A 23286-nucleotide genomic window follows, 5' to 3' on the forward strand; every position below is an offset into this window, starting at 1 on the left:
CACGGCGCTCACCACGCCACGTCGGGCAGACCGTGCTCGGCCACCCACGCCTCGCGGCGCGCGAAGAGGCCGGGCGCGGTGGCGCGGGCCTCGTCGACAAGTTCGCCGAGGTCGGCGTTCACCAGCGCTCCGTCGCGGACGACGGCGGCGCCGTCCACCCAGACGTGGTCGACGTCGGAGCCGCGCACGGCGTGGACGAGGTTGTGGTGGACGTTGAGCAGCGGCCCGGAGGTGACCAGCGGCGTCATCCGCGGGGTGCGCGAGCGCACGGCCACGACGTCCGCCTTCTTGCCCACCTCCAGCGAGCCCAGGTCTGCCTCGCGCCCCAGCGCTCGGGCGCCGCCGGTGGTGCCGAGCGCGAAGGCGTCCCAGCTGGGCAGTGCGGCGGCGTCGAGGTCGCGCAGCTTGGCGAGCAGCGACGCCGTCTTCAGCTCCTCGAACATGTCGAGGTTGTTGTTCTCCTTCTCGCCGTCGGTGCCGAGGCCCACGGCCACGCCGGCCGCGAGAAGCTCGCGCACGCGCGCGGTGCCACTGGCCAGCTTCATGTTGCTGACGGGGTTGTGCACCACGCCGACGCCGCGGTCGGCCAGCAGGGAGATCTCGTCGTCGTCGAGCCAGATCGCGTGGGCGAGCACGGTGCGCGGGGCGTCGAGCATCCCCAGCTGCTCCAGCGCACGCACCGGGCGCGCGCCGTAGCGCCGCTCGAACTCGGCGACCTCCTCCGCCGACTCGCTGCAGTGCGTGTAGAGCCCGGTGCCGAGGTCCTGCGCCATCGCCACCGCACGCCGCTGCGCGGCCTCGACGACGTAGAAGGGGTGCTCCAGCCCCACCCACACCTCGACCCGGCCGCCGGCGGCGCCGTGGTGATCGGCGGCCAGTCGCTCGACGTCGTCGAGGGTGTCGAAGAAGTGGTGCTTCGGGTGCTCCGCGGCGTACGGGACCGCGACGAGCCGGTTGCCGAGCAGCTGCGCCGAGCGCGAGCCCCCGGCGAGGAACCGCCACATGTCGACGACGGTGGTGGTGCCCGCCAGCAGACCCTCGGCGTAGCAGAGGCGGGTGGCCACCTCAGCCTCGTGCGCGGTGAGCACGCGGTGCATGGGGTCGATGTGCACGCGCAGCCACTCCCACACCGGCAGCTCCTCCGCGGTGCCCCGCAGCAGGCCCGAATGGTGGTGGGCGTTGACCAGGCCGGGCATGAGCAGGTGGTCGGGTAGGTCCTCGACGACGACGCCGGGGTGTTCCGCCGTCACGGCGGCCACGACGTCAGCGCGCGGGCCGACGGCGGTGATGCGGTCTGCGTGCAGCGCCACGGCGCCGTCGGCGATGACCGTGCGCGCAGCATCTCCCACGACGACGACGCCCGCCGCCAGGACGCGCGGCTCCCCGCCGGCCGAGGTGCTGACCTGCGCCGTGACCGACCCCGTCACCGACGCACCGCCCACGGCACGAGCAGGTCCGCCGCGCGCTCGGCCAGCGTGACCACGGCAGCGAGCGTGTTGGCGGTGGGCACGGTCGGGAACGCGGACGCGTCGGCCACGCGCAGGCCATCGACACCGCGGACCCGCAGCTGCGCGTCGAGCACGGCGCGCTCGTCGTCGTCGCGTCCCATCGCCGCGGTGCCGCAGGCGTGGAAGAAGGTGGTGCAGGCCAGACTCATGAACTCCTCCAGGTCGGTGTCCGAGCAACTGTCGAGGCCGGGGTGCGCCGCGGGCCGGGGTGTGAGCCGCTGCGCGCCCAGAGCCGTGAAGACCGGGCCGTCAGCCAGGTCGATGACGTCGCGCAGGCCCTGGAGCAGCGCGGCGCGGTCCGCCGGGTCGGCCAGGAGCTGCGGGTGGATGTCGACGGCGCCTCCCGGCGCCACGTCGCGCACCACGAGGTGACCTCGGCTGCGCGAGCCCATGAGCCCGACCCCCAGCCCCACGAGGTGTGGATCGGACCGGTCCAGCCCGTGGGCCTCGGCGACGGCGGGGGTTGCGCACGCAGCCTGGGTGACGAAGCAGTGCAGGTCCGGGGCGTCGCTGCGGGGCTTGCCGCTGCGCCAGTTCCACACGGCCCCGCCGCCGTTGTCCCGCGTTCGACCGCGGGGCTCGGGCATCCGCAGTGTCACACCTTCGAGCAGCGGGTGGTCCTGAAGGTTCCTGCCCACGCCGCCCAGGGCGCTGACCACGGGCACGCCGAGCCGTGCGAGGTCGGCCGGGTCGCCGATGCCGGAGGCCAGCAGCAACCGCGGCGTCTCGACCGCGCCCGCGCACAGCACCACCTCGCCGCCGCTCCTCACGCCCGCGGTCACCGGCTGGCCGTCGAGGAGGTGGACGACGCCGCTCGCGCGCCCGTCACGCATCTCGAGGCGCAGCGCGGGGCTGCCCGTGAGCACCGTGAGCGAACCGCTGCCCGACACGTCCTCGAGCGGTGGGAGCTCCCGCAGGTAGGCGCGTGAGGTGCTCCACCGGCGCGACCGGACACCGCCCGCGCCGTCGTCCTCGGCCGCGGCGGTGAGCTCTGCCAGCTCGGCGAAGCCGTCCCAGCCCTGCCGCCCGGCCGCCTCCACCGCGTCGACCAGGGCCGTCGCGACGGGGTGCGGGTCGCGCGGGCGCTCGATGCGCAGCACGCGCTCGGCGCGCTCCAGGCAGGGCGCGACGTCGGCCCAGCCCCAGCCCGGCACGCCCCAGCCGTCGTAGTCGCTGGGGTGGCCGCGGTACCAGAGCATCGCGTTGGTGCTGCTGGACCCGCCGAGCACGCGCCCGCGGGGCAGCGGGATCCGCCGGCCGGCCGTCCGGGGCGACGGCGCATAGGAGACACCCCAGTCGAGCTCGCCGCCGAGCATCGCCGGCCACGCACCGGCATCGGCGACGTCCTCACGGCCGACGTCGTCGGGGCCTGCCTCCAGCAGGAGCACGGACGCGCCGCGCTCGGCCAGGCGTCGGGCCACCACGCAGCCCGCTCCCCCACCGCCGACCACCACGTAGTCGTGCGCAGCACCGCTCACGGGAGCCATCAGTGGTGCTCGCCCCTCAGTTGTGTTCACTCGGACCCATGATCGTCACGCCTTCGGTCGCCTCGACGTGCCGCACGAACCGGTAGGTGTCCTCGCGCCCGTCGGAGTGCTTGCGACGGACCACGGGATGGCCCGCCGCGGCGTGCCCCTCGGGCGAGGTGTCGACCTTGGCGACGACGACGTGCGGCGCGGCCTGGTCCGCGAGGCCTGCGGCGCACGCCGCGGCGAACGCTTCGACGTCGCGCACCGTGCTGGCGTGCACCACCCCGGCGCCCCGGGCGATGGCGGCCAGGTCGACCGTCCCGGACGACGTGTGGGTGCGCGGCCCGCCGATCGACTGGTACCGCTCGTTGTCCCACACCACCACGAGGAGGTTGCCGGGCTGCTCGTTGCCCAGCGTGGCCAGCACGCCCAGGTTGAAGAGCAGGCCGCCGTCGGTGTCGAGGGAGACCACGCGCCGGTGCGGCAGTCCCAGCGCCAACCCGAGGGCCTGCGGCGTGACGCACCCCAGCTGCTGCTGGAACAGGCTGGCCTCGCGCAGGTGTGGCGCGGCCGTATACCACTCGTCGACGGCGCCGCCGAGGGAGAGCACCACCAGCTCGTCCGTCAGGAGCGCCGCGAGCGCTTCCATCGCGGAGTACCGCGTCATCGCGGAGGCCGGTGGGCGGACCACGGGGCCTGAATTGCTGGTTGGGCTGCTCGTCGGCGTGCTCATCGAACCGCTCATCGAACCGTGCTCCCGCCGAGCACGACCGCCGAGTGCTGGTAGGCCGAGTACGACCATTCGTACGCGTCGACCACGGCCTGCTCGATGCCCGCCTCCTCGCGCACCACGCGGTAGGGGATGCGCAGCGCCGCGAGCATCGGCTCCATCGTGATCCCGTGCGGAACGGCCCACCAGTTGTTCTCGCCCAGCTCCCCGCGGTAACTCATGATCATGACGACGGGGATGCCCGAGCCCAACCCCATCCGCGCCAGCGGCTCGGCGGCCGCCCGCAGCCCGGAGTTCTCCATGCACAGCACCGCGCGCTTGCCCGACAGGAACACCCCGCCGCAGATGGCGGCGCCCTCGCCCTCGTTGGTGCAGGGGACGGTGCGGATACCGGGGTGCGCGTCCAGAGCCGGGTAGAGGGGCTTGAGCAGCGAGTCGGGCAGGTAGCTGGCGAGGGTGACGCCGGCGCGCTCCAGCCCGGCGATCACCGCCTGCACGGCGGTCGGGGTCATCTGTCTCCTCGGGTCTGAGGTCTGGGGTCTGGGGTCTGGGGTCGGAGGTCTGGGTGGCTTGGCGATCGGTGGGTGGCAGTCAGAACTCGGCGAGGTGGCCGCGCAGCGTGCCGGCCGTGTAGCGGGTACGCACCAGGCCGCGCCGCTGCAGCACGGGGACGAGGCCCTCGGTGACCTGGACGACGTAGTGACGCGAGAGCCGGTGGAACGGCGTCGTGATGAGGAAGCCGTCACCGCCGACCTGCTCGGCCGCCGCCTCGAGCTGGTCGGCGACGTGCTCGGGGGTGCCGACGAGGTCGAGGGAGGAGTTGGTGCCCGCGTCGGCGGCGAGCTCCCGCAGCGGCTTGGGGCTGGGACGCCCCTCCGCATCGACCTGGGCGAACTTGACCAGGGTGCCCAGTGACCCACGGGCCGACCCCGCCAGCAACTGCTCAGGAGGGGGTAGCGGCGCGTCGGGGTCGAGAGCGGTGAGGTCCACGCCGGTGTAGGCGCTGAACTTCGCCAGCGTCGTCGCGAGCGCCGTCGGGTGGGCGGCAGAGCGCGCCAGCGCCGCGCGGGCCTCGCCCTCGGTCTCGCCGAGCACGGGAGCCACGAGAAAGAGCACGCGGAGGTCGTCGGGGTCTCGGCCTGCGTCGACCGCGCGGCGGCGCACGTCGTCGCGGACCTCCTTCATGGCCGCGGGGCCGTTCGCCACGGCCAGCACGAGGTCGGCGTTGCGCGCGGCGAAGGCGCGCCCCGTGGGCGAACCGCCGGCCTGGCAGTACAGGGGCCGGCCCTGCGGGGAGCGCACCGTGGTGAGGGGTCCGGCCACCGGGTAGCGCGGTCCGGTGGCGTGGACGGCGTGCACGCGGGTGTGGTCGGCGTAGGTGTGGGTGGTGCGGTCCATGACGACGGCGTCGGGGTCCCAGCTGTCCAGCAGCGCGCTGACGACGTCGACGTGCTCCTGCGCCCCGGCGTACCGCTCGTCGCGCTCGGGCAGCGCCGGCAGCCCGGCGTTGCGTGCTTCGGCGTCGTCGGTGCTCGTGACGATGTTCCACCCCGTCCGCCCACCGGAGAGCGAGTCGAGCGTCGAGAGCAACCTGGCCACCAGGAACGGCGGGTACAGCAGCGTCGAAAGCGTGGTGACCACACCCAGGTGCTGGGTGGCCGCCGCCATGAGCGCGGACAGCGGCGCGGGGTCGTGGCGCGGGGCACGCACGCCGGTGCGCAGCAGCAGCTCGCGCGTGCCACCGGCTTCGGCGGACACCGCCAGGGAGTCCTCCAGGAGCACGAGGTCGAAGCAAGCCCGTTCCAGCGCGCGGGCGAGGTCGGTGTGGAAGGCGCCGTCCCAGGGGCTGCCGCCGGCGGAGGCGAAGGGGGCGTCCCACTCGTCGGGTCCGAAGTAGGTGAACCACCCGAGGTGGAAGGGCCTGGCCACCGCTGCTCTCTCCCCGTCCGCGTGCCACCCGCCGTGGGCTGCACGCCGTCCGACCACCGGCCCTCGCACCCGGTGGCGGAACAGCACCCGTCGGCCGCGGGAGCGGTCGGGGCGGCGCAGGGGAGCTGCGCGTCGCCGATGGTGCACGTCACGGACGCGGCATGGGTTGCGTCCGTGTTACGGGTGCGGTGACAGGTGCGGTGGGACGTCACGGCGTCTGCTGCGAGGATCGACGCGTGCCGCAGGGACCCGCCGACGCGTCGTCGTCCCCGTCGTCGTCCTCATCCTCTTCGTCGTCGGCAGCGGCGAGCGTCGCGCCGCTGCTGCGCCCCGAGGGATGGGCGCTGCTGGAGGCGCTGCCGCCCTACACCGGGCCCGACGCGGCGATGGCCCTCGGCGAGCGGCTACGCGCCGAGGGCGCCCCGGCGCAGGTGGTCGCGGCCGCGCTGACGCAGTCGCGGCTGCGCGCGCGGGCCGAGGCGAAGTTCGGGCCGTTCGCTGCCGGGATGCTCTTCACGGCCGAGGGCTTGGAGCAGGCGACCCGCCTGCAGGTGGCAGCCCACCACGCGCGGCGCTTCCGCGACGCGGGCTGCACCCGCGTCGCCGATCTCGGCTGCGGCATCGGCGGTGACGCCATGGCTCTGGCCTCCCTTGGCCTGGGGGTGCTCGCCGTCGACAGGGACGAGGCCACCGCCGCCGTCGCCACCGTCAACCTGCGGCACTGGCAGGACGCACGAGTACTGAATGCCGATGTGCTCGACGTGCTGGGCCGACTGGGTGAGGACAGGGACGACGGCGATGACGTGGGCCGCATCGACGGCGCGTGGCTCGACCCGGCCCGCCGCACGGCCTCGGGGCGGCGGGTGCTGGACCCGCACCACGCCTCGCCGCCGTGGAGCGCGGTGCTCGACGTCGCCCGTCGTGTGCCCGCCACCGGGGTGAAGCTCGCGCCGGGCGTCGCGCGCGACATCGCGGCCGGGTCGGGGTTGTCCGCCGAGGTGCAGTGGGTCTCCGTCGACGGCGACGTCGTCGAGGCCACGTGCTGGTTCGGCCCGCTCGCGCGCCCCGGCACCGCGGCCAGCGCTCTCGTGCTGCGCTCGCCCGAGCGCGGCGGCTCCATCACCCTCGTCGACGACGAGGGCCTGCAGACCCCGCCCGCCGTCGGCTCGCCCGCCGAGCTCGGCACCTACCTCTACGACCCCGACGGCGCCGTCGTGCGCTCGGGCCTGGTGGGCCAGGTGGCCGCGCTCGTCGACGGGTCGCTGCTCGACCCGACCATCGCGTACGTCACCTCCGAGCGGCTCGTGGCCACGCCGCTGGCGCGCGCGTTCGCGGTGGAGGAGGTGTGGCCGTTCGGGCTGAAGGCCCTGCGCACCCGCCTGCGCGACCGCGGCGTCGGCGCGGTGGAGGTGCTCAAGCGGGGCAGCGCCGTCGACGTCGAGCAGCTGCGCCGGTCCCTACGTCTGGAGGGCACGCGACAGGCGACGCTCGTACTGACGCGCATCGCGGGGCGTCAGCACGTGCTGCTGTGCCGCCCCGCCTCGCCCGTCGCCTGATCGTGACCCGGCCGCAACGCTGGAAACAGCTCCGTAACACCACCGTCCTCCCAGCGACGCATACCGCTCCTAGCGTCCCGGCTCGTTGACCGCGGGCTGCCCGCTCGCGGTTGTTCCCCCCGCAGCGCGGATGCACCGCGAGCGCCACTGACCCGGGAGGCCCCGTGCCGTCGATCGACCCCCACCACCAGCAGCTGGTCCGCAACGCGCTGGCGCGTCGCTCCTTCCTGCGGATGGCCGGACTCGCCGGCCTGGGCGTTGCCGGTGCCAGCGCCCTCGCGGCGTGCGGCGGATCGTCGGACGAAGCGCCCTCCAGCGGCGGCACCAGCGGTGGCGCAGCCAACTACGGCGAGCTCGCCATCCAGCTCTCGTGGATCAAGAACATCGAGTTCGCCGGTGAGTACTTCGCCGATAGCAAGGGCTACTTCAAGGACGCGGGCTTCTCCAGCGTCAACCTCATCGCCGGTGGCGCCGCGGGCACCAGCGCCGAAGCCGCTGTCACCACCGGCAAGGCGCTCGTGGGCCTGTCGGCTCCCACGCTGACCGCACCGGCCATCAACGAGGGCGCCCCCCTGAAGATCATCGGTGCGACGTTCCAGAAGAACGCGTTCTGCATCGTCTCGCTCGCCTCCAACCCGATCGCCGACCCGGCGGCGATGAAGGGCAAGAAGATCGGCGTGCAGTCCGGCGGCAACGAGCAGATCTTCTCCGGCCTGCTCAAGGCCAACAACATCGACCCGAGCTCGCTGACCATCGTCCCGGTCCAGTACGACCCGACCGTCGTCACCACCGGCGAGGTCGACGGCTTCATGGCGTACGTCACCAACGAGCCGATCCTGCTCAAGGGCAAGGGCTTCGACACCGTCGAGTTCCTCTTCGCCGACCACGGCCTGCCGCTCGTCACGGAGACGTTCACCGTCGCGCAGGAGACCATCGAGAAGGACCGCGACAAGCTCAAGGCGTTCCTCAAGGCCGAGATCCTCGGGTGGACCGACGCGCTCAACAATCCCGCGGAAGGCGCCAAGCTCGCGGTGGAGACCTACGGCAAGGACCTCAACCTCAACCTCGAGGAGCAGATCGAGGAGATCAACGCGCAGGCCACCCTCATCGTCTCGGAGGACACGGTGAAGAACGGCCTGTTCACGATGACCGACGAGCTCATCGACATCAACATCAAGTCCCTGGAGACCGCCGGTACCTCGATCACGGCGGAGAAGCTTTTCGACCTCTCGCTGCTCAAGGAGGTCTACTCCGAGGACCCGTCGCTGATCACGGGCCCGACCCTGACGCCCGAGGCCGCGTCGGCAGCCGCCACCTCCTGACCCACCACCCCCGCGGCGGCCGGACCTCCGGCCGTCGCGGGGGCGCCCACCCGGGAAGGGACCCGCATGGACGCAGCCCTGCTGCCCAAGGCCGAGCTCCACGTGCACGTCGAGGGCACCCTGGAGCCCGAGCTCGTCGTGGAGCTCGCTCGACGCCACCGCGTGGCGTTGCCCACCGCTGACCCCGAGCTGCTGCGGGCGGCGCGCCACTTCACCGATCTTCAGTCGTTCCTCGACCAGTACTACGACGCGGCGGAGCTGCTGCGCACCGAGCAGGACTTCCACGACCTCATGGCCGCCTACCTGGCGCGCGCCGAGCGGGCCGGCGTGCGCCGCGCCGAGGTCTTCCTCGACCCTCAGCACCACACCGGTCGCGGTGTCCCGCTGGAAGCCGTGTTCGGCGGCCTGAGTGCCGCGGCCGCGGCCAGCCCCGTCTCCGTGGACCTCATCCCGTGCTTCCTGCGTCATCTCGGCCCGGACGCGGCGCTGGAGGCGCTGCGCACCTGGCTCCCTTACCGGGAGCACTTCATCGGCGTCGGCCTGGACTCCACGGAGATCGGCAATCCGCCCGCCGCCTACGCCCCCGCCTACGCCCTGGCCGCCGCCGAGGGCCTGCACCGCACCGCGCACGTCGGCGAGGAGGGCACCTCGGCGGACGTCGCGGAGGCCCTCGACACCCTCGGCATCGAGCGGCTCGACCACGGCAACCACGCCCTGGACGACGTCGAGGTCGTGGCCCGGCTGCGCGACGCGGGCACGCCCCTGACCGTGTGCCCGCTGAGCAACGTGGCACTGCGCGTCGTCGACGACCTCACCGCCCACCCGCTGCCCGCCATGCTCGACGCGGGCCTCGTCGTGACCGTCAACAGCGACGACCCTGCCTACTTCGGTGGCTATGTCGACGACAATTTCCGCGCCCTGCGTGATGTGGTGGGCCTCACCGACGCCCAGCTGACCCAGCTGGCGATCGCCTCGTTCGACGCCAGCTTCGCGGAGCCCGCCGCCCGGGCCACCTGGCGCTCCGAGGTGCTCGCGGCAGCCTTGATCCCGTGACCGCTCCACGGGGCGCCCCGACGCACGCCCCGGCAGACCTGCCCCACCCCGACCACCGAGGAGCACCGTGACCACTCAGTCCACTCCCGCGACCACGACGACGGCGGACCCCGCCCGCGGCGGCGCCCCCGGCAGGACGGGGCTCGACATCCGCGGCCTCACCAAGACCTTCACCTCGGGCCGGCGCACCGTGACGGCCCTCGACAACGCCAACCTGACCACCCCGCAGGGCTCGTTCCTGTCGCTGCTGGGCCCCTCCGGCTGCGGCAAGTCGACGGTGCTGCGGATCCTGGCAGGCCTGGAAGACGCGACGTCGGGCCAGGCGCTGGTCAACGGCCTCACGCCGCTGGAGGTGCGGCGCCAGCACAAGCTCGGCATCGCCTTCCAGGACTCGGCGCTCCTGCCGTGGCGCAGCGTGGCCTCCAACATCAAGCTGCCGCTCGAGGTGGCGGGCGTGAAGCCTGACCAGGCCTACGTCGACGAGCTCATCGAGCTCGTCGGCCTCAAGGGCTTCGAGAAGGCCAAGCCGGGGCAGCTGTCCGGCGGTATGCGCCAGCGCGTCTCCATCGCCCGCGCGCTCGTGGTGAGGCCCGAGGTGCTGCTGCTCGACGAGCCGTTCGGGGCACTGGACGACATGACCCGCCAGCGACTCAACCTCGAGCTGCTGCGCATCTGGACCGAGAAGCCCGCCACCACGCTCATGGTCACGCACGGCATCGCCGAGGCGGTGTTCCTGTCGGACATCGTCGCGGTGATGAGCCCCCGCCCGGGCCGCGTGCTCGAGGTCGTGCCGATCGACCTGCCGCGTCCGCGGACCCCCGAGATGATGCGGACCCCGGAGTTCCACGCCCTGCACGACCACCTGTCGGGCCTGCTGTTCGGCCGCGGCGGCGCTGCGATGGGCGGGCACTGATGACCGACCAGACCTTCGCTCCGCCGACGGAGCACGAGGTCGCGGCGCGCGTCCGGATCTCCCGGGAGCGCCCGCGCTGGCTGGCCGGCGCCATCGGCATCGTCGGCATCCTGGTGCTGTGGTCGCTGCTGGCGGTCACGGTCTTCGCCGACGGCGGGGGTGTGCCGACCCCGTGGGCGGTCGTCGCCAAGATGGGCTCCGACGGGTGGTCCCTGTACGGGCCCAACGCGAGCATCACCGTCGGCAGTGCCGCGCAGGGCTTCCTGTGGGGCAACGCCTTCGCCCTGCTGCTGGCCGGCGCCGTCCTCGTCGTCCCTCAGCTCGACGGTCTGGTCACGCAGCTCGGCGTCATCAGCTACTGCATCCCGCTGACCGCCATCGGCCCGATCATCCAGATCGTCTTCGGGGGGCGCTCCACCTCGATCTTCCTCGCCGCGGTGGCCGTCTTCTTCACCACGCTCATCGGCGCCCTGCTCGGGCTGCGCGCCGCTGACCGCACGAGCATCGACATGGTGGCCGCGTACGGCGGCAGCCGGCTGCAGCAGCTGCTCAAGGTGCGCCTGATCTCGTCGCTGCCGAGCCTGCTCGCCGCCCTCATGATCGCCGCTCCGGCCGCCATGCTCGGGGCGATCATCGGCGAGTACCTGGGCGGCGTCGACAGCGGCCTCGGGGTGGCCCTCACCAACGCCCAGCAGCAGTTCGACGTGCCCCGCACCTGGGGCCTGGCCATCGCCACCGGCGCGATCGCGGGCGCCGGCTACCTCATCTTCAGCCTCGTCTCGCGTGCCGTCACCCCGTGGTCGGCCGGACAGGAGGGCACCTCGTGAGCGCACCCGCCACCACCCCGACCAGCACGGCACCGGCGAAGGCCCCCGCGCCGCCCGCGGGTGATTCCGTCAACCCGGCCGCTCACATCATCGGGACGGCGGTGTGGCGGGCCTTCCGGCCGCTCGTCGTCTCCGCCGTCGTCGCCCTCGTCGTGTGGTGGGGCTTCCTCGCGGCGTTCGAGATCAGCCCGTTCGTCGGCAAGACGCCGCAGGCCGTGTGGGCCTACCTCGTCACCGACGCCGACGCCGCGGCCAACCGCGCCACCATCGCGGAGCCCCTCGGCGTCACGCTCCAGCACGCGCTCATCGGCTTCGTGGCCGGCATGCTGGCCGCCCTGATCGTCGGCGGGGCGTTCGTGGCGTCGTCGGCGCTCGAGCAGTCGCTCATGCCGATCGCCATGCTCCTGCGGTCGGTGCCGCTGGTGGCCATGACCCCGATCATCGTGCTGATCTTCGGCCGTGGCCTGGGCTCCATCGCGGTCATGGGCGGCATCGTCGTGTTCTTCCCGGCGCTGGTGAACGTCGTCCAGGGTCTGCGGTCGGTCCCGCCGACCTCCCGCGACCTCGTGCACGCCTACGGCGGCTCGGACCTGGCCGTCATGCGCCGCGTCGGCATCCCCACCGCGATGCCCGCGATCTTCGCTGCCGTCCGGATCTCCGTGCCCGGCGCGCTGACCGGCGCCCTCGTGGTGGAGTGGCTGGCCACCGGTGACGGCATCGGCTCGCAGATCCTGTCCGCCATCGGTGGCTTCCGCTACGACGAGGTGTGGGCGCTCATCGTGGCTGTCACCGCCACCTCGGTGGTCCTGTACACCCTGGTCGGCCTCCTGGAGGGGCTGGTCCTGGCGCGGTACGCCCCGCACCGCCTCACCCGCTGACCCACCCCGCTCTCCACCTCCCGGGGAGAGCGACGGCGCCGGCGGCGGCTGCCAGGCTGGACTGCGTGAGCAGCACAGCCCCAGCCGCCGACCGGCGCCGCGTCGTCCTCGACACCGACCTCGGCACCGACGTCGACGACGCCCTCACCCTCGCCCTGCTGCTCGGCTCCCCCGAAGTCGAGCTGGTCGGGATCACCACCGTCTACGGCGACACCGACCTGCGCGCCCGCGCCACGTCGCGCCTGCTGGAGCTGGCCGGCGTCCCCGGTCCAGGAGTCCCGGGTGGCATCCCGGTCCGGGCAGGGGCCCCGACGCCGCTCTCGGGCGCGGAGGTCTGGTGGGCAGGCCACGAGGGCTCCCTGCTGGGAGACCTCAGGACGGCGACGACGACGCCCCCTGCGCCGGGCACTTCTGCTGCTGACGACGCCGCGGACTGGCTCGCGGCGACGGCCGCCGCTGCGCCCGGCGAGGTCGACCTGCTCGCGATCGGCCCGCTGACCGGTGTCGCGACGGCGCTGCGGCGCCACCCGGAGCTGGCCGGCCACCTGCGCTCGCTGGTGCTCATGGGCGGCCGGTGGGACGGCGCCCGCACCACGGACGGGCTGCTGGAAGACGAGCACAACCTCCGCAGTGACGCCGTCGCCGCCGCGGAGGTGCTGACCTGCGGAGCGCCGACCGTCGTCGTCGGCCTGGAGATCACCCGGCAGGTGCGGCTGGAGGCCGCGGACGTGGAGCGGATCGCCGCGGCTGGGCCGCTCGGCGCAGTACTCGCGGCGCAGGTGCGGCAGTGGTGGGAGTTCTGGGACGAGCCCTGGGGCATCCCCCACGACCCGGTGACCGCCCTGCTGCTCGTCGAGCCCGGCGTGCTCGAGCTCGGCCCTCCGGGCCGGGTGGACGTCGACGAGCGCGGCGCCGTCGTCCACGTCCCCGACGACCGCGGCGCCGTCCGCGTGGCGGTCGGTGTGGACGCCGAGCGTGCGGCCGCGGCCGTGGTCCGGCGGGTGCTGGCGGGATGCACGGCGAGTCGCCCCTAGCCTGCGCCCATGACCGCGCGCGACCTCCGACTGCTCCCCAAGGCTTCCCTGCACACCCACCTCGAGGGGTGCATGCGCCCGTCCACTCTCGCCGAGCTGGCCGACGGCTACGGCATCCCGGTGCCCGAGACCCGCGGGTACGGCAACTTCGGCGCCTTCGCCGGGCTGTACGACGCCGCGGCGCAGTGCATCAAGTCCGAGGCCGACCTGCGCCGCGTGGTCCGCGAGGTGGTCGAAGACGCCGCCGCTGACGGCGCGGTCTGGGTGGAGCCCCAGCTGTGGCCCTTCTACGCCAGCCCGGCCCTGGCCGACCCGGGGCAGAACCTCGACATCGCCCTTGACGAGGGGCGGGCGACGGCGGCGCGCCTAGGGATCGGCTTCGGGCTGATGGTGACCGCCATCCGCGTGCTGCCGACGGAGGACGCCGAGGCGCTGGCGGAACTGGCGGTCACGCGGGCGGACCACGGTGTGGTCTCGTTCGGGCTCGCGCACGACGAGGTGCTCGGCCCGCCTGCGCCGTTCGCGCGCGCGTTCGCGGTGGCGCGTGCCGGTGGTCTCGTGGCCGCCCCGCACGCCGGTGAGCTGCTGGGCCCCGACAGCGTGCGGTCGGCCCTGGACGACCTCGGCGCCGGGCGCATCGCCCACGGCGTGCGCGCCATCGAAGACGCTGCCCTCGTGGAGCGGTTGGCCGCCGAGCGCATCTGCCTGGACGTGTGCCCCACCTCCAACGTGCTGCTCGGCGTGGTGCCGTCGCTGGCCGAGCACCCGCTGCCCCAGTTGCTGCAGGCGGGGGTGCCGTGCTCGATCAACACCGACGACTCCCTGCTCTTCGGACCTGGGTTGCTGGAGGAGTACGAGACCGCGCGGACGGTGCTGGGCCTCGACGACGCGCAGCTGGCCGTGGTGGCTCGCAGCGGTATCGAGGCGGCGGCGCATGCTCCGGCGGCGCTCGTGAACGCGGCGCTGGAGCGGGTGGAGGCCTGGCTGCGGGCGTGATGTCCGCCACGAAAGCGAGCGCGGGCCCCAGCAAGAGGCGCTCCGGACTGCACGAACGGCGTTCCGGGTGGTAGTTTCGGCCCACCGAAACTTGGTGGCGCAGCTGCCACCCGGGACTCGGCACGGAAGGAGCGTCGGAGATGTCCACTGCCGTGATCGCGCTGCTCGTGGCGCTCGCCGCCCCTGCGCTTCTGCTCGCCCTCACTCTCGCCGTGGCGGCCGCCCTTCCGGGCTTGCGCCCGCACCTGCACGTCCGCCCGCCCCGCGCTCTGCGCGAGCCGGTTGACCTCGCCGCCGCCCGTGCCACCGTGGAGCACCGGGCGCCGGAGTGGGCGCAGGCGCTGCACTCCTGAGCGGCGGGCCATCGGCCGGGTTGTTCCGGCCCGGTTTCGGGTGACCGAACTCCTCCAGAGCGTTCTCGCAGGTCAGCGCCGCGATTTTCGGGCGACCGAAGTGCTTGGTCCTCGCCGTAGCAGCCGATAACGTCTGTGGCGGCCCGATCCACGGGTCACTCCTGACTCCATCAGACCATCGCCGGTGAGCTGGTCGTGGGCCCACAGGCCCCCGGCTCGCCGGTGTCGCGCTGCGCCCGCTCCGGTGCGGCAGACCGCTGCAGAGGAACCTCGTGCTGCTCACCCTCGTCTTGCTGCTCGCCTGCGCCGTGCTCATCTACCTGGCGTGCGAATGGTTCGTCAACGCCGTCGAGTGGCTCGGCGTGCGCATGGCCGTCGGGTCGGCGGCTGTGGGCACCGTGCTGGCCGCCGCCGGCACGGCGCTGCCCGAGAGCGTGGTGACGCTGGTGGCGGTGCTGTTCGGCTCACAGGAGTCCGGTGCCGACGTGGGTGTCGGCGCGGCGCTGGGCGGCCCGCTCGTCGTGGGGAGCCTCGCGTACGCCGTCGTCGGCGTCGTCCTGCTCACCAACCGCAGGTCGGTCCGGCGTACGGCCCGGCTGAGTGCGGTCGCCCAGCCGGTGGGTGCCGCAGCGGCGGGCGGCCACGGCCAGGGCGGCCAGAGCTCTGCGGCGGCCGGTGGCCCGACCGACGCCGAGGCCGCGCAGCTGGCCGCGTTGGACACCCGCTCCCTCGCCCGCGACCAGACCTGGTTCCTGGTCTGCTTCGCCGCGGCGGCCGGTCTCGGCCTGGTGGCGTTCGCGGTCAAGCCGTGGCTGGGCTGGGTGTTCTTCGGTGCGTACGCGGTCTACTGCTGGCGCCAGGTCCGCGCCGGCGGTGACGCCCACAGCGCCGAAGACCTCGAACCGCTCAAGGCGCAGCCGCGGCGCGAGCGGCCGAGCACCACCGCCGTCGTCGTCCAGGTGGTCGTGTCACTGGTCGTGATCTTCGGCGCGTCGCAGGTCTTCGTCGGCCAGCTCGAGTCGCTGGCCCCGCAGCTCGGGCTGCCGGCGTCCCTTGTCGCGCTGCTCCTGGCCCCTATCGCCACCGAGCTGCCCGAGATGCTCAACGCGCTGATCTGGGTACGCAAGGGCAAGGTGTCACTCGCGCTGGGCAACCTGGCGGGCTCGATGGTCATCCAGGCGACCATCCCGACCGGCCTCGGTCTGGCCTTCACGGGCTGGCAGGTGCAGGGTCCGCTGCTCGTGGCCGCCGTCGCCACGCTGGTGTGCGTGAGCTACCTGCTGGTGCTCTTCGCCACCCGTCGCGTCACGGCGGTGCGTCTGGCCGCGGCGGCCACCGCGTACGCCGCGTTCGCCGTCGGCCTGGCCGTCACCCTCTGACCCGTCCCTCTTCTCGCACTCTCCGCGGCAAGTGCGCCTCCTGCGCCTCGGGTAGCGCACTTGCCGAGGAAAGTGCGCTACCCGGGGGCGCTCTTCCCGCACTTTCCGCGGCACGTGCGGGAAGAGCAGGAGGACGACGAGGGTCAGCCCGCGGGCGTGGCGGCGGTGTGCGTGCCGATGGCCCACACGTAGGGCGGCGTCGTGCCGTTGACCGACCAGTCACCGACGATGCGCGCCTTGTAGATCACCGGGTTGTGCGAGGCGACCGTGCGGGCATTGCGCCAGTGCCGGTCGAGGTCCTTGGCCCGCGACGTGCCCGAGGCCCCGAGCGTGTTGAACAGCAGCGTCGCCGCGCGCGGCACGCTCTCGGAGAGCACCACCTGCGCCTGCGCAGTGGCGATCTCCGCGCGGACGTTGGCGGCGAGGTCGGCCTCGCCGTCGCGGTCGTGGGCGGTGTCGGCGGCACCCTGGACCGCGGCGGCCGCCGCCAGCGCGGTGGCCCGCGCCGCGAACGCGATCGAGGAGATCTCACCCGCGACGGCGAGGACCTGCGGGTCCTCACGCACCACGGGCGCCAGGCCGTGGCTGTAGGAGCGGGTGCGGGCACGCACCTCGTGCGCGGTGTCGCGCTCGACGGCGGCCGCGATGCCGGCATGCACCGCGAGCAGCACCAGCTGGTACAGCGCGGTCTGGTAGCGGAACCTGTCGTCGAAGGCCGCGAGATCGTCGTCCTCGACGAGGGCGTCGTCGAGGACGAGGGTTCCGGTGCCGGTGAGCTGCTGGCCGAACCCATCCCAGTCGTCGCTGACGGTGACGCCGGGCTGGTCCAGGCGCACCAGCGCGGTGACGGTGCCGGCGGCGGCGTCACCGGCCTCCTGTGCGGCGAGGGTGGCGTCGTCGGTGAGCTGGGCGACGACGTCGCTCCAGCCGGCGTAGATCGTTCCGGTCGTGTAGTACTTGCGGCCGCTGATGCGCCAGCGGCCGTCGGCGTCGCGGCGCACCTTGGTCGCCTGACCGCCGAGCGTGGTGCCGCCGGTCTCGCTCCAGGCGTTACCGGTCCACTCGCCGGCGGCGATGCGCGCGAACCACGCGTCGCGGTAGGGCCCTTCCGGCAGCGAGAGCAGGTGCTCGACCCACGCGATCTGGCCGCGGAAGATCTGCGGGAGGTTGGAGTCCGCAGCGGCCAGGTCGATGAGCAGCTCGGTGAAGGCCACGAGATCGAGCCCGTCACCGCCGTGCTCCACCGGCACGCGCAGCTGCGTGAAGCCCGCCTCGACGAGGGCCTGCACCTGCGCGCGGGGCAGTTCGTGGTCGACCTCACGCTGCACCACGCCCTGCGCCACGTCGTCGAAGACGGGCTGCAGGCGGGCGCGGGCCGCGGCAAGCCGCTCACGTTGGCTGCCGGCGGAGTGGGGCCGGCTGGTCGACGGGGCAGACGAATCGGCTGACGATGCGGCAGTCAGCTGGGTTGCGGTGCTCATGCGACGGTGCTCTCCTCGGCGTTCGGTCATCGTTCACCAGGCGGCGATGCCCGGGCCCGACGAGGAGGAGCGCGTCGTTACCGGGCGCGGACGCCTGGTCCGGTCATCACCCGGAGCACCCCACGACGCGGGGGTTGCCGGCCAGCGAGCCGGGGCTTGGCGCTGGCACTCATGACCTGGCTCGCACCGTAGCGTCAGGGCACCCGGCGGGTCCAGGCCGGATCGAGGTACTTGCGCTGGGCGAGCTCGCGGGCAGCGGCCAGCTCGACGTCGGTGACGTCGTCGTCCGCGAGCCCGTAGCGGCCGCGGAACGACGCGGCCATGGCAGCGATGACGTCCTCGCGAGCCATGCCCGTCTGGGATCGCAGAGGGTCGACGCGCTTGCCGGCGCTCGTGGTGCCCTTGTCGGAGAGCTTCTCGCGCCCGATGCGCAGCACCTGCAGCATCTTCGTGGCGTCGATGTCGTACGCCATGGTCACGTGGTGCAGCACCGCGCCGGGCACGCGCTTCTGCGCCGCTCCGGCGATCTTGCCGGCCGCGGAGACGATGTCGTTGATGGGGCGGTACTCGGCCTTGACGCCCAGGTCACCGAGGGCTTCGAGCACCCACGCGTCGAGGTAGGCGTAGGAGTCGACGAAGCTCAGCCCGGCGACCAGGGATTCGGGCACCGTGAGCGACCACGTGATGGTGTTGCCGGGCTCGGCGAACATCGCCCCACCCCCGCTGATCCGGCGGACGACGTCGACCCCCAGCGCCGATGCCGCCTCGGCGTCCACCTCGTTGCGCAGCGACTGGAAGCTCCCGATGATCACCGTCGGGCGGTCCCACTCCCACACGCGCAGCGTCGGGCCGCGGCGTCCGGCCGCGACCTCACCGAGCAGCACCTCGTCGAGCGCCATGAGGAGCTCGGGGCTCTCCGGGCCCCGGTGCACGAGCGACCAGGAGTGGTCGGCGAAGCTCGTCGCGCGGGCCAGGGCGCGCCGGACGACGACAGCGACGGCCTCCGGCGTGATCCCCAGGAGCACCGCTCCGGACGGCAGCGCGGCACGCACCCGGGCGGCGAGGTCGGCGGCGTCGGTGTCGGCGGAGACGCCCTCCAGCGCGCCGTTGATGGCCTCGAGCGCGTCGTCGGGTTCGAGGAAGAAGTCACCCGAGAGCCGCACGTCGCGCAGCACCGCGCCGGTGGCGGAACCGGCGCCGTCGTCGTCGACCTCGAGGTCGACGACGACAAGCTTGCCTCCGGGAACCTTGTACTCGCCGTGCACGGCGGAACCTGCTCTCTGCTTCGAACGACGCGTCAGACGATGATGGTGGACACCGGCAGGCCGGGGTCGGTGGCCAGCTCCAGCGGTGACGGGCCGAGCCCGTCGGCCAGCACCAGCGCCCCGAGCGCCGCGACCATGGCCCCGTTGTCGGTGCACAGCCGCAGCGGGGGCACCCGCAGGTCCAGACCGGCGGCCTCGCACCGCTCGGCGAGCAGGCCGCGCACCCGCGCGTTGGCGGCCACCCCACCGCCCAGCAGCACGGTCTGCACGCCGCGCTCCTGGGCCGCGGTGACGGTCTTGCGGGACAGGACGTCGGCGACGGCCTCCGAGAAGGACGCGGCGACGTCCGCGACGAACGCCTCGCCGAGCTCAGCGCCGGGTTCGAGGGAGCGGCGGTGGGCGTCGACCTGCCGCGCGACCGCCGTCTTCAGACCCGAGAAGGAGAAGTCGTAGGGGTGGCGGCGCAGGTCGTGCGCGGCCGTCAGGCCGCGGGGGAAGGCGAACGCGGCGGGGTCGCCGCGCTCGGCGGCGCGCTGCACGTGGGGCCCCCCGGGGTAGGGCAGGCCGAGCAGGCGGGCGACCTTGTCGAAGGCCTCGCCGGCGGCGTCGTCGAGGGTTTGGCCGAGCAGCTCCACGCGCATTGCCCCGACCCCCTGCCTCCCCTGATGCACGGGGCTGTGGACGTCGAGGAGCTCGGTGTGACCCCCGGAGACCAGCAGCGCGACACTCCGCTCCGGCAGCGCGCCGGAGACGAGGACGTCGACGGCGACGTGCGCGACGAGATGGTTCACCCCGAGCAGCGGGACGTCGAGGGCGAGGGCGAGCGCCTTGGCCGCCGCCACGCCGACGAGCAGCGCCCCCGCGAGGCCAGGCCCGGCGGTCACCGCCACGGCGTCGACGTCGGCGAGGGTGACGCCGGCCTCCTCGCAGGCGCGGCGCATCGTCGGCAGGAACGCCTCCAGGTGCGCGCGGCTGGCGATCTCGGGGACGACACCGCCGAACCTCACGTGCTCGTCGACGCTGCTGGCGACGGCGTGCCCGAGCAGCGTCGCCCCACGCACGAGCGCGACGCCGGTCTCGTCGCAGGAGCTCTCGATACCGAGCACGAGCGGATCAGCGGCCAGGGTCACGCGTCCAGCGTAGGCGGGCCGATCGCAGGCCCGGCTGACCGTGCGGTCAGCGCCCCAGGGAGAACCGGTCCAGCAACACCGGCGGGGTCTGCGGGGTCCGCACGTCGTAGACCCAGCTGAGGACCTCGCCGGCACCTTCACCGGTTCCCGTGTCGAGCACGGTGAAGACCGCGAGGTCGTTGTCGGCCACGAACGGCTGCGGCTGACCCGTCGCATCCCTGCGGGGCGCCTCCGTGGGCACCACCGGCTCCAGGCCGCCGCGATTGCCCTGCGCAAGGTAGTTCTCGGGGTCCCACGGAGGCGGCGGCACGGGGCGCGTCCTGCCGCTGCGCGGATGGAAGGCCCCGTAGCTGTTGCCCGTGTTGGAGGTCTCCAGGAAGTGCGTTCCGCCCGGCGCGCGGAACCTGTTCCAGAGGTGGCTGTGGCCGTTGAGCACGAGGTCCGCCCCGGCGCGCTCCAGGAGGGGCTGCACGTCGCGTCGCAGGACGTCCTGGTCGTACGGGTACTCGTAGCGGACCCCGGCCAGCGCGCCGGTGGCGTCTCGCTCTTCCACCCGCACCGGGTGGGCGAACGGCGGGAGCACGTTGTCGCCCAGGCCCTGCGGGCCCTCGTGCAGCACGACCACCCGGAAGCGCGCCTCCCGCCACGCGCGCGAGGCGAGCTCACGCTCCAGCCAGGCGTACTGCTCGCTGCCGGCGTCGAGAGGTTCGAAGACGAACTCGCCGTACCCCTGGGCCAGCGGGTCCGAGAGCGCTTCGCGGGCTTCCTGGAAGCGGCTGCCGTCCGTGCGGGCCGCCGGGTCCGCGTCGGCCTTCTGCCCGCGCCAGATGCGGGTGCCGAAGAGGACGACGAGCCGCACGTCGCCGAAGGTCGTGGCGTAGTAGCGCTTCCCGCCCGGAGAGTCCTCGGGGAGGGTGAAGATCTCTTCGTAGGTGCGGGTCGACCACGACCTGTCCTCCACCCACGCGGCGCCGACCGCCGGGTCGTGACTGCCGGCCTGCGCGTCACCGGCGGCGGCAGCGGCCCGGCGGGCGCGCTCGGCGACGTCGCGCGGCACCGGAGCGTTGAACGAGGCGCCGAGCGTGGCGACGCCGGGTCCGGCGACCCGCCCCTGCACCTCGTGGTTCCCGATCGCGGGGAACAGCGGAGCGTGCTGGGCGATCTGTCCACCGCGGAAGACGGTGCCCCCGGTGGACTCGCGGCCGCCGTGGCCCTGCAGCGCCGCGAAGAAGCTGGAGCCGCGGGCGTCGTCGAACCACTCCGAGGCACGGTCGGGCACGTTGACGAGGTCACCAGCAATGACCACAGCGTCGAGCACACCCAGCTGCTCGGCGGCCGCCTGGAGGTTGGCCGGGGTGTTGGGCATCGACTGGTGGTCGCTCGTGAGCAGCAGCCGCAGCCGCTGGCCGGGTGCCGGTGCGGGCGCGAGGGTGAACGCGTCCGAGACTGCGGCCGCAGCCCCCGGTGCAGCTGCGACCCCCGCCGTCGTCGTGGTCGTCGTCGTGGTCGCCGTGACCGACGCGGTCACCACGCGGTACGGCGTGCGGCCCGGCGCGAGCCCCTCGATGCGGGCCTCGTACCGGCTGATCGGGCGCCGCGTCCACCGCGCGGGCGGCCGGGCGACCTTCGACTGCTCGTCCTCGCTCGTGCGCGACAGCTCCGTGACCTCGGCCTTCACCGCGCGTACCCCGGGCACGGCTGCACCGGCGGCCGCGGCCACCGCGGCGGCGTGGTCCAGCGCCGGCACCCCCTCCCCCACGAGGACGGTCCCGACGGCGCTGCCCGCCGCCCCCTCGCTCATCCACACCACGTGCACGCTGCCCTCGCCGGGCAGCTGGAGGAAGGGGTCGGTGAGGACCACCGGTGCGCCCGGCGCCCCCTGCCGCAGACCCGGCGCCGAGGGTTCGGGCTGGCCGGCGGGCGGGGCTGGCTGGGCAGCGACAGCGGGTCGGGACACGGCGGGGACGACGACGGCGGGCACGGCGACGGCGGCGGCGAGACCGCTCACGAGCACCGACCTACGGTCGAGGTCAGTCGGGCGGTCGGGTCCGGTGGGGTTCACGGGCACGGCGCAGCTCCTGGGGCGGGGTCGCGGGGCGGCCACCACCTTCACCGAGCACCTGGCACCCGAGGTGCACCCCGGGTGTCTGTGAGGCAGCGCCCCGGTGAACGGCGGGTCGCGTCAGCCGCGCACGCGGCGGCGCAGGACCAGCGCGTCCACGTCCTCGGGCTGGTAATAGCGCCGTCGCACGCCGATCCGCTCGAAGCCGCGGGCGGCGTAGAGCGCCTGGGCCGGGGCGTTGTCGGCGCGGACCTCCAGCAGCACGGAGCTGGCGCCGCCGCCGCGGGCCGCGTCCAGCAGCGCGTCGAGCAGGAGACTCCCGACGCCGCGGCGCTGCGCGCGGGGCGCCACGGCGAGGGTCTGCACGTCCGCGTCGGGTCCGGCGAGGGCGAGGCCGCCGTAGCCGAGCAGCGCGCCGTCGCCGTCGTCGTCCTCGTCCTTCTCGACCGCCACGAGGTACGTGCGGCCCGGTGCGGCCAGCTCGGACCAGAACAGCTCCGCGCTCCAGGCGCTCGCGCCGAACAGCGCCGCCTCGACGGGCAGCAGCGCGTCGACGTCCCACCAGCGCATCGGCCGGAGGCGCACGTCACTCATCGAGACATCACCCGCTACTCACTGACTGCTCAGCGGCCTGCGAGCGCTGCGGGTACCTGGGCGTCGGGGCGGCGCAGGTACATCGGTCGCGGTGGCAGCAGCTCGCCACCGGTGGCGAGGCGCCGGGCCACGAGCGCCCCGAGCACGCCCGGATCGGGGTCGAGCGGCAGCTCCACGGTGTCGTGCGCGTCCCCCGAGGCGCCCGCGAGCACGTCGGGTCCGGGCAGCGTGTCGCGGTAGAGCGCGGCGCCTCGGCCGACGGCGGGCAGCCCCTCCCCGGCGATGCCGGCGGCGACGTCGGCGGGGGTGTCCACCGCGGGCCCTGCGGTGCGACGCCAGCCGGAGAGCGGATCAGCGAGGGCGTCCGCTCCGCCGTCGATGGCGATCCGGGCCCAGTGCACTTCGCGGCGGCGAGCGTCGGCGGCGACGACGAATCCACCGGCGAGCGGTCCGCGGGCGCTGACCGGCGCGGCGGCGAGAGCGCTGGCCGCGAGGGCATCCAGACTGCTCACACCGTGCACGGGGATGCCGAGCGCCTCCCCGAGTGCCAGCGCGGTGACCACGCCGACGCGCAGCCCGGTGAAGGGCGCCGGACCGACCCCCACGGCGACGGCGCCGAGGTCGCGCCGGTCGACGCCGGCCGCTGCCAGTACCGAGCGGACCGAGGGGGCGAGCAGCTCACCGTGGCGGCGCGGGTCGTGGTGCTGCTCCTGGGCGAGCACACGCTCTCCCTCGAGGAGGGCGACGCCGACGGCGGATGAGGTGTCGAGGGCGAGCAGGAGCACGTCGGCAGCGTAGGCCGCTCGG

21 protein-coding genes and 1 riboswitch are annotated in these 23286 nt (G+C 73.9%); of the genes, 10 read left to right on the forward strand and 11 right to left on the reverse strand.

The features are described from left to right. Positions 1–8 precede the first annotated feature (8 nt). The 5 genes from BXY45_RS04100 to BXY45_RS04120 all read right to left on the reverse strand — a co-directional run bounded on the left by BXY45_RS04100 (position 9) and on the right by BXY45_RS04120 (position 5636). Positions 9–1427, reverse strand: coding sequence for an amidohydrolase (locus BXY45_RS04100; protein ID WP_109773148.1), 1419 nt, complete (start codon positions 1425–1427; stop codon positions 9–11). Then, entirely contained in the window at positions 1424–2995 is a 1572-nt protein-coding gene (locus BXY45_RS04105) for a GMC family oxidoreductase (protein ID WP_109773042.1), read from the reverse strand. Before BXY45_RS04105 ends, BXY45_RS04100 begins: the two co-directional genes overlap by 4 nt. 16 nt (positions 2996–3011) lie before the next feature. Beyond that, positions 3012–3710, reverse strand: a complete 699-nt coding sequence (locus BXY45_RS04110) for a thiamine pyrophosphate-dependent enzyme (protein ID WP_211319216.1) — start codon at positions 3708–3710, stop codon at positions 3012–3014. An 8-nt stretch (positions 3711–3718) separates the two neighbouring features. Further along, positions 3719–4219: a thiamine pyrophosphate-binding protein gene (locus tag BXY45_RS04115; RefSeq protein WP_109773043.1), complete on the reverse strand. Its 501-nt coding sequence runs from the start codon at positions 4217–4219 to the stop codon at positions 3719–3721. Between the two features lie 79 nt (positions 4220–4298). Further along, complete coding sequence (locus BXY45_RS04120; protein ID WP_109773044.1) at positions 4299–5636, reverse strand: NtaA/DmoA family FMN-dependent monooxygenase; 1338 nt, start codon at positions 5634–5636, stop codon at positions 4299–4301. A 236-nt stretch (positions 5637–5872) separates the two neighbouring features. On the opposite strand from BXY45_RS04120, the gene BXY45_RS04125 reads away from it, so the two are divergent. The 10 genes from BXY45_RS04125 to BXY45_RS04170 all read left to right on the forward strand — a co-directional run bounded on the left by BXY45_RS04125 (position 5873) and on the right by BXY45_RS04170 (position 15947). After that, a complete protein-coding gene (locus tag BXY45_RS04125; protein ID WP_211319217.1) occupies positions 5873–7192 on the forward strand; it encodes a class I SAM-dependent methyltransferase in 1320 nt (439 codons plus the stop codon). Positions 7193–7425: 233 nt separating this feature from the next. Continuing rightward, a complete protein-coding gene (locus tag BXY45_RS04130; RefSeq protein WP_109773151.1) occupies positions 7426–8514 on the forward strand; it encodes an ABC transporter substrate-binding protein in 1089 nt (362 codons plus the stop codon). Positions 8515–8580: 66 nt separating this feature from the next. Then, positions 8581–9567, forward strand: a complete 987-nt coding sequence (gene add / locus BXY45_RS04135; RefSeq protein ID WP_109773045.1) for an adenosine deaminase — start codon at positions 8581–8583, stop codon at positions 9565–9567. A gap of 67 nt (positions 9568–9634) precedes the next feature. Beyond that, complete coding sequence (locus BXY45_RS04140) at positions 9635–10480, forward strand: ABC transporter ATP-binding protein (protein WP_109773046.1); 846 nt, start codon at positions 9635–9637, stop codon at positions 10478–10480. Continuing rightward, positions 10480–11307 carry an ABC transporter permease gene (locus BXY45_RS04145; protein ID WP_109773047.1) on the forward strand — a complete coding sequence of 276 codons (828 nt, stop codon included), beginning with the start codon at positions 10480–10482 and terminating at the stop codon, positions 11305–11307. The genes BXY45_RS04140 and BXY45_RS04145 overlap by 1 nt, the downstream gene beginning before the upstream one ends. After that, positions 11304–12185 carry an ABC transporter permease gene (locus BXY45_RS04150; protein WP_109773048.1) on the forward strand — a complete coding sequence of 294 codons (882 nt, stop codon included), beginning with the start codon at positions 11304–11306 and terminating at the stop codon, positions 12183–12185. The genes BXY45_RS04145 and BXY45_RS04150 overlap by 4 nt, the downstream gene beginning before the upstream one ends. Positions 12186–12250: 65 nt before the next feature. Then, complete coding sequence (locus BXY45_RS04155) at positions 12251–13219, forward strand: nucleoside hydrolase (RefSeq protein WP_170131304.1); 969 nt, start codon at positions 12251–12253, stop codon at positions 13217–13219. Between the two features lie 9 nt (positions 13220–13228). Then, complete coding sequence (gene add, locus BXY45_RS04160) at positions 13229–14215, forward strand: adenosine deaminase (protein ID WP_109773050.1); 987 nt, start codon at positions 13229–13231, stop codon at positions 14213–14215. Positions 14216–14355: 140 nt separating this feature from the next. Further along, on the forward strand, positions 14356–14568 hold the full coding sequence (locus BXY45_RS04165; RefSeq protein WP_109773051.1) for a hypothetical protein: 213 nt from the start codon (positions 14356–14358) through the stop codon (positions 14566–14568). A gap of 272 nt (positions 14569–14840) precedes the next feature. Next, positions 14841–15947 carry a sodium:calcium antiporter gene (locus BXY45_RS04170; protein WP_211319218.1) on the forward strand — a complete coding sequence of 369 codons (1107 nt, stop codon included), beginning with the start codon at positions 14841–14843 and terminating at the stop codon, positions 15945–15947. 143 nt (positions 15948–16090) lie between these two features. Here the strand turns inward: BXY45_RS04170 and BXY45_RS04175 are convergent, their stop codons facing one another. From BXY45_RS04175 to tsaB, 6 genes are all read right to left on the reverse strand, one after another. After that, positions 16091–17428, reverse strand: coding sequence for an acyl-CoA dehydrogenase family protein (locus tag BXY45_RS04175; protein WP_109773052.1), 1338 nt, complete (start codon positions 17426–17428; stop codon positions 16091–16093). A 68-nt stretch (positions 17429–17496) separates the two neighbouring features. Further along, positions 17497–17605, reverse strand: a riboswitch (SAM riboswitch). Between the two features lie 17 nt (positions 17606–17622). Further along, entirely contained in the window at positions 17623–18693 is a 1071-nt protein-coding gene (gene lplAB / locus BXY45_RS04180) for a lipoate-protein ligase LplAB (RefSeq protein ID WP_109773053.1), read from the reverse strand. Positions 18694–18725: 32 nt separating this feature from the next. After that, positions 18726–19817: a tRNA (adenosine(37)-N6)-threonylcarbamoyltransferase complex transferase subunit TsaD gene (tsaD, locus tag BXY45_RS04185; protein WP_109773153.1), complete on the reverse strand. Its 1092-nt coding sequence runs from the start codon at positions 19815–19817 to the stop codon at positions 18726–18728. Between the two features lie 52 nt (positions 19818–19869). Continuing rightward, positions 19870–21891, reverse strand: coding sequence for a metallophosphoesterase family protein (locus BXY45_RS24085; RefSeq protein ID WP_245961642.1), 2022 nt, complete (start codon positions 21889–21891; stop codon positions 19870–19872). A 114-nt stretch (positions 21892–22005) separates the two neighbouring features. After that, a complete protein-coding gene (gene rimI, locus BXY45_RS04195) occupies positions 22006–22479 on the reverse strand; it encodes a ribosomal protein S18-alanine N-acetyltransferase (RefSeq protein WP_109773054.1) in 474 nt (157 codons plus the stop codon). 29 nt (positions 22480–22508) lie between these two features. Next, a complete protein-coding gene (tsaB, locus tag BXY45_RS04200; RefSeq protein WP_109773155.1) occupies positions 22509–23264 on the reverse strand; it encodes a tRNA (adenosine(37)-N6)-threonylcarbamoyltransferase complex dimerization subunit type 1 TsaB in 756 nt (251 codons plus the stop codon). Positions 23265–23286 lie beyond the last annotated feature (22 nt).

The sequence above is a fragment of the Quadrisphaera granulorum genome (genome assembly GCF_003149145.1).
Classification (GTDB): Bacteria; Actinomycetota; Actinomycetes; order Actinomycetales; family Quadrisphaeraceae; genus Quadrisphaera; species Quadrisphaera granulorum.

Excerpts from the sequence above, each read along its gene's own strand:
- BXY45_RS04175 (WP_109773052.1), bottom strand. The coding sequence starts at position 17,428 with ATGAGCACCGCAACCCAGCTGACTGCCGCATCGTCAGCCGATTCGTCT.
- BXY45_RS04110 (WP_211319216.1), bottom strand. The coding sequence starts at position 3,710 with ATGAGCACGCCGACGAGCAGCCCAACCAGCAATTCAGGCCCCGTGGTC.
- rimI (WP_109773054.1), bottom strand. The coding sequence starts at position 22,479 with ATGAGTGACGTGCGCCTCCGGCCGATGCGCTGGTGGGACGTCGACGCG.
- BXY45_RS04105 (WP_109773042.1), bottom strand. The coding sequence starts at position 2,995 with ATGGCTCCCGTGAGCGGTGCTGCGCACGACTACGTGGTGGTCGGCGGT.
- BXY45_RS04115 (WP_109773043.1), bottom strand. The coding sequence starts at position 4,219 with ATGACCCCGACCGCCGTGCAGGCGGTGATCGCCGGGCTGGAGCGCGCC.
- add (WP_109773050.1), top strand. The coding sequence starts at position 13,229 with ATGACCGCGCGCGACCTCCGACTGCTCCCCAAGGCTTCCCTGCACACC.
- add (WP_109773045.1), top strand. The coding sequence starts at position 8,581 with ATGGACGCAGCCCTGCTGCCCAAGGCCGAGCTCCACGTGCACGTCGAG.
- BXY45_RS04165 (WP_109773051.1), top strand. The coding sequence starts at position 14,356 with ATGTCCACTGCCGTGATCGCGCTGCTCGTGGCGCTCGCCGCCCCTGCG.
- BXY45_RS04145 (WP_109773047.1), top strand. The coding sequence starts at position 10,480 with ATGACCGACCAGACCTTCGCTCCGCCGACGGAGCACGAGGTCGCGGCG.
- BXY45_RS04130 (WP_109773151.1), top strand. The coding sequence starts at position 7,426 with ATGGCCGGACTCGCCGGCCTGGGCGTTGCCGGTGCCAGCGCCCTCGCG.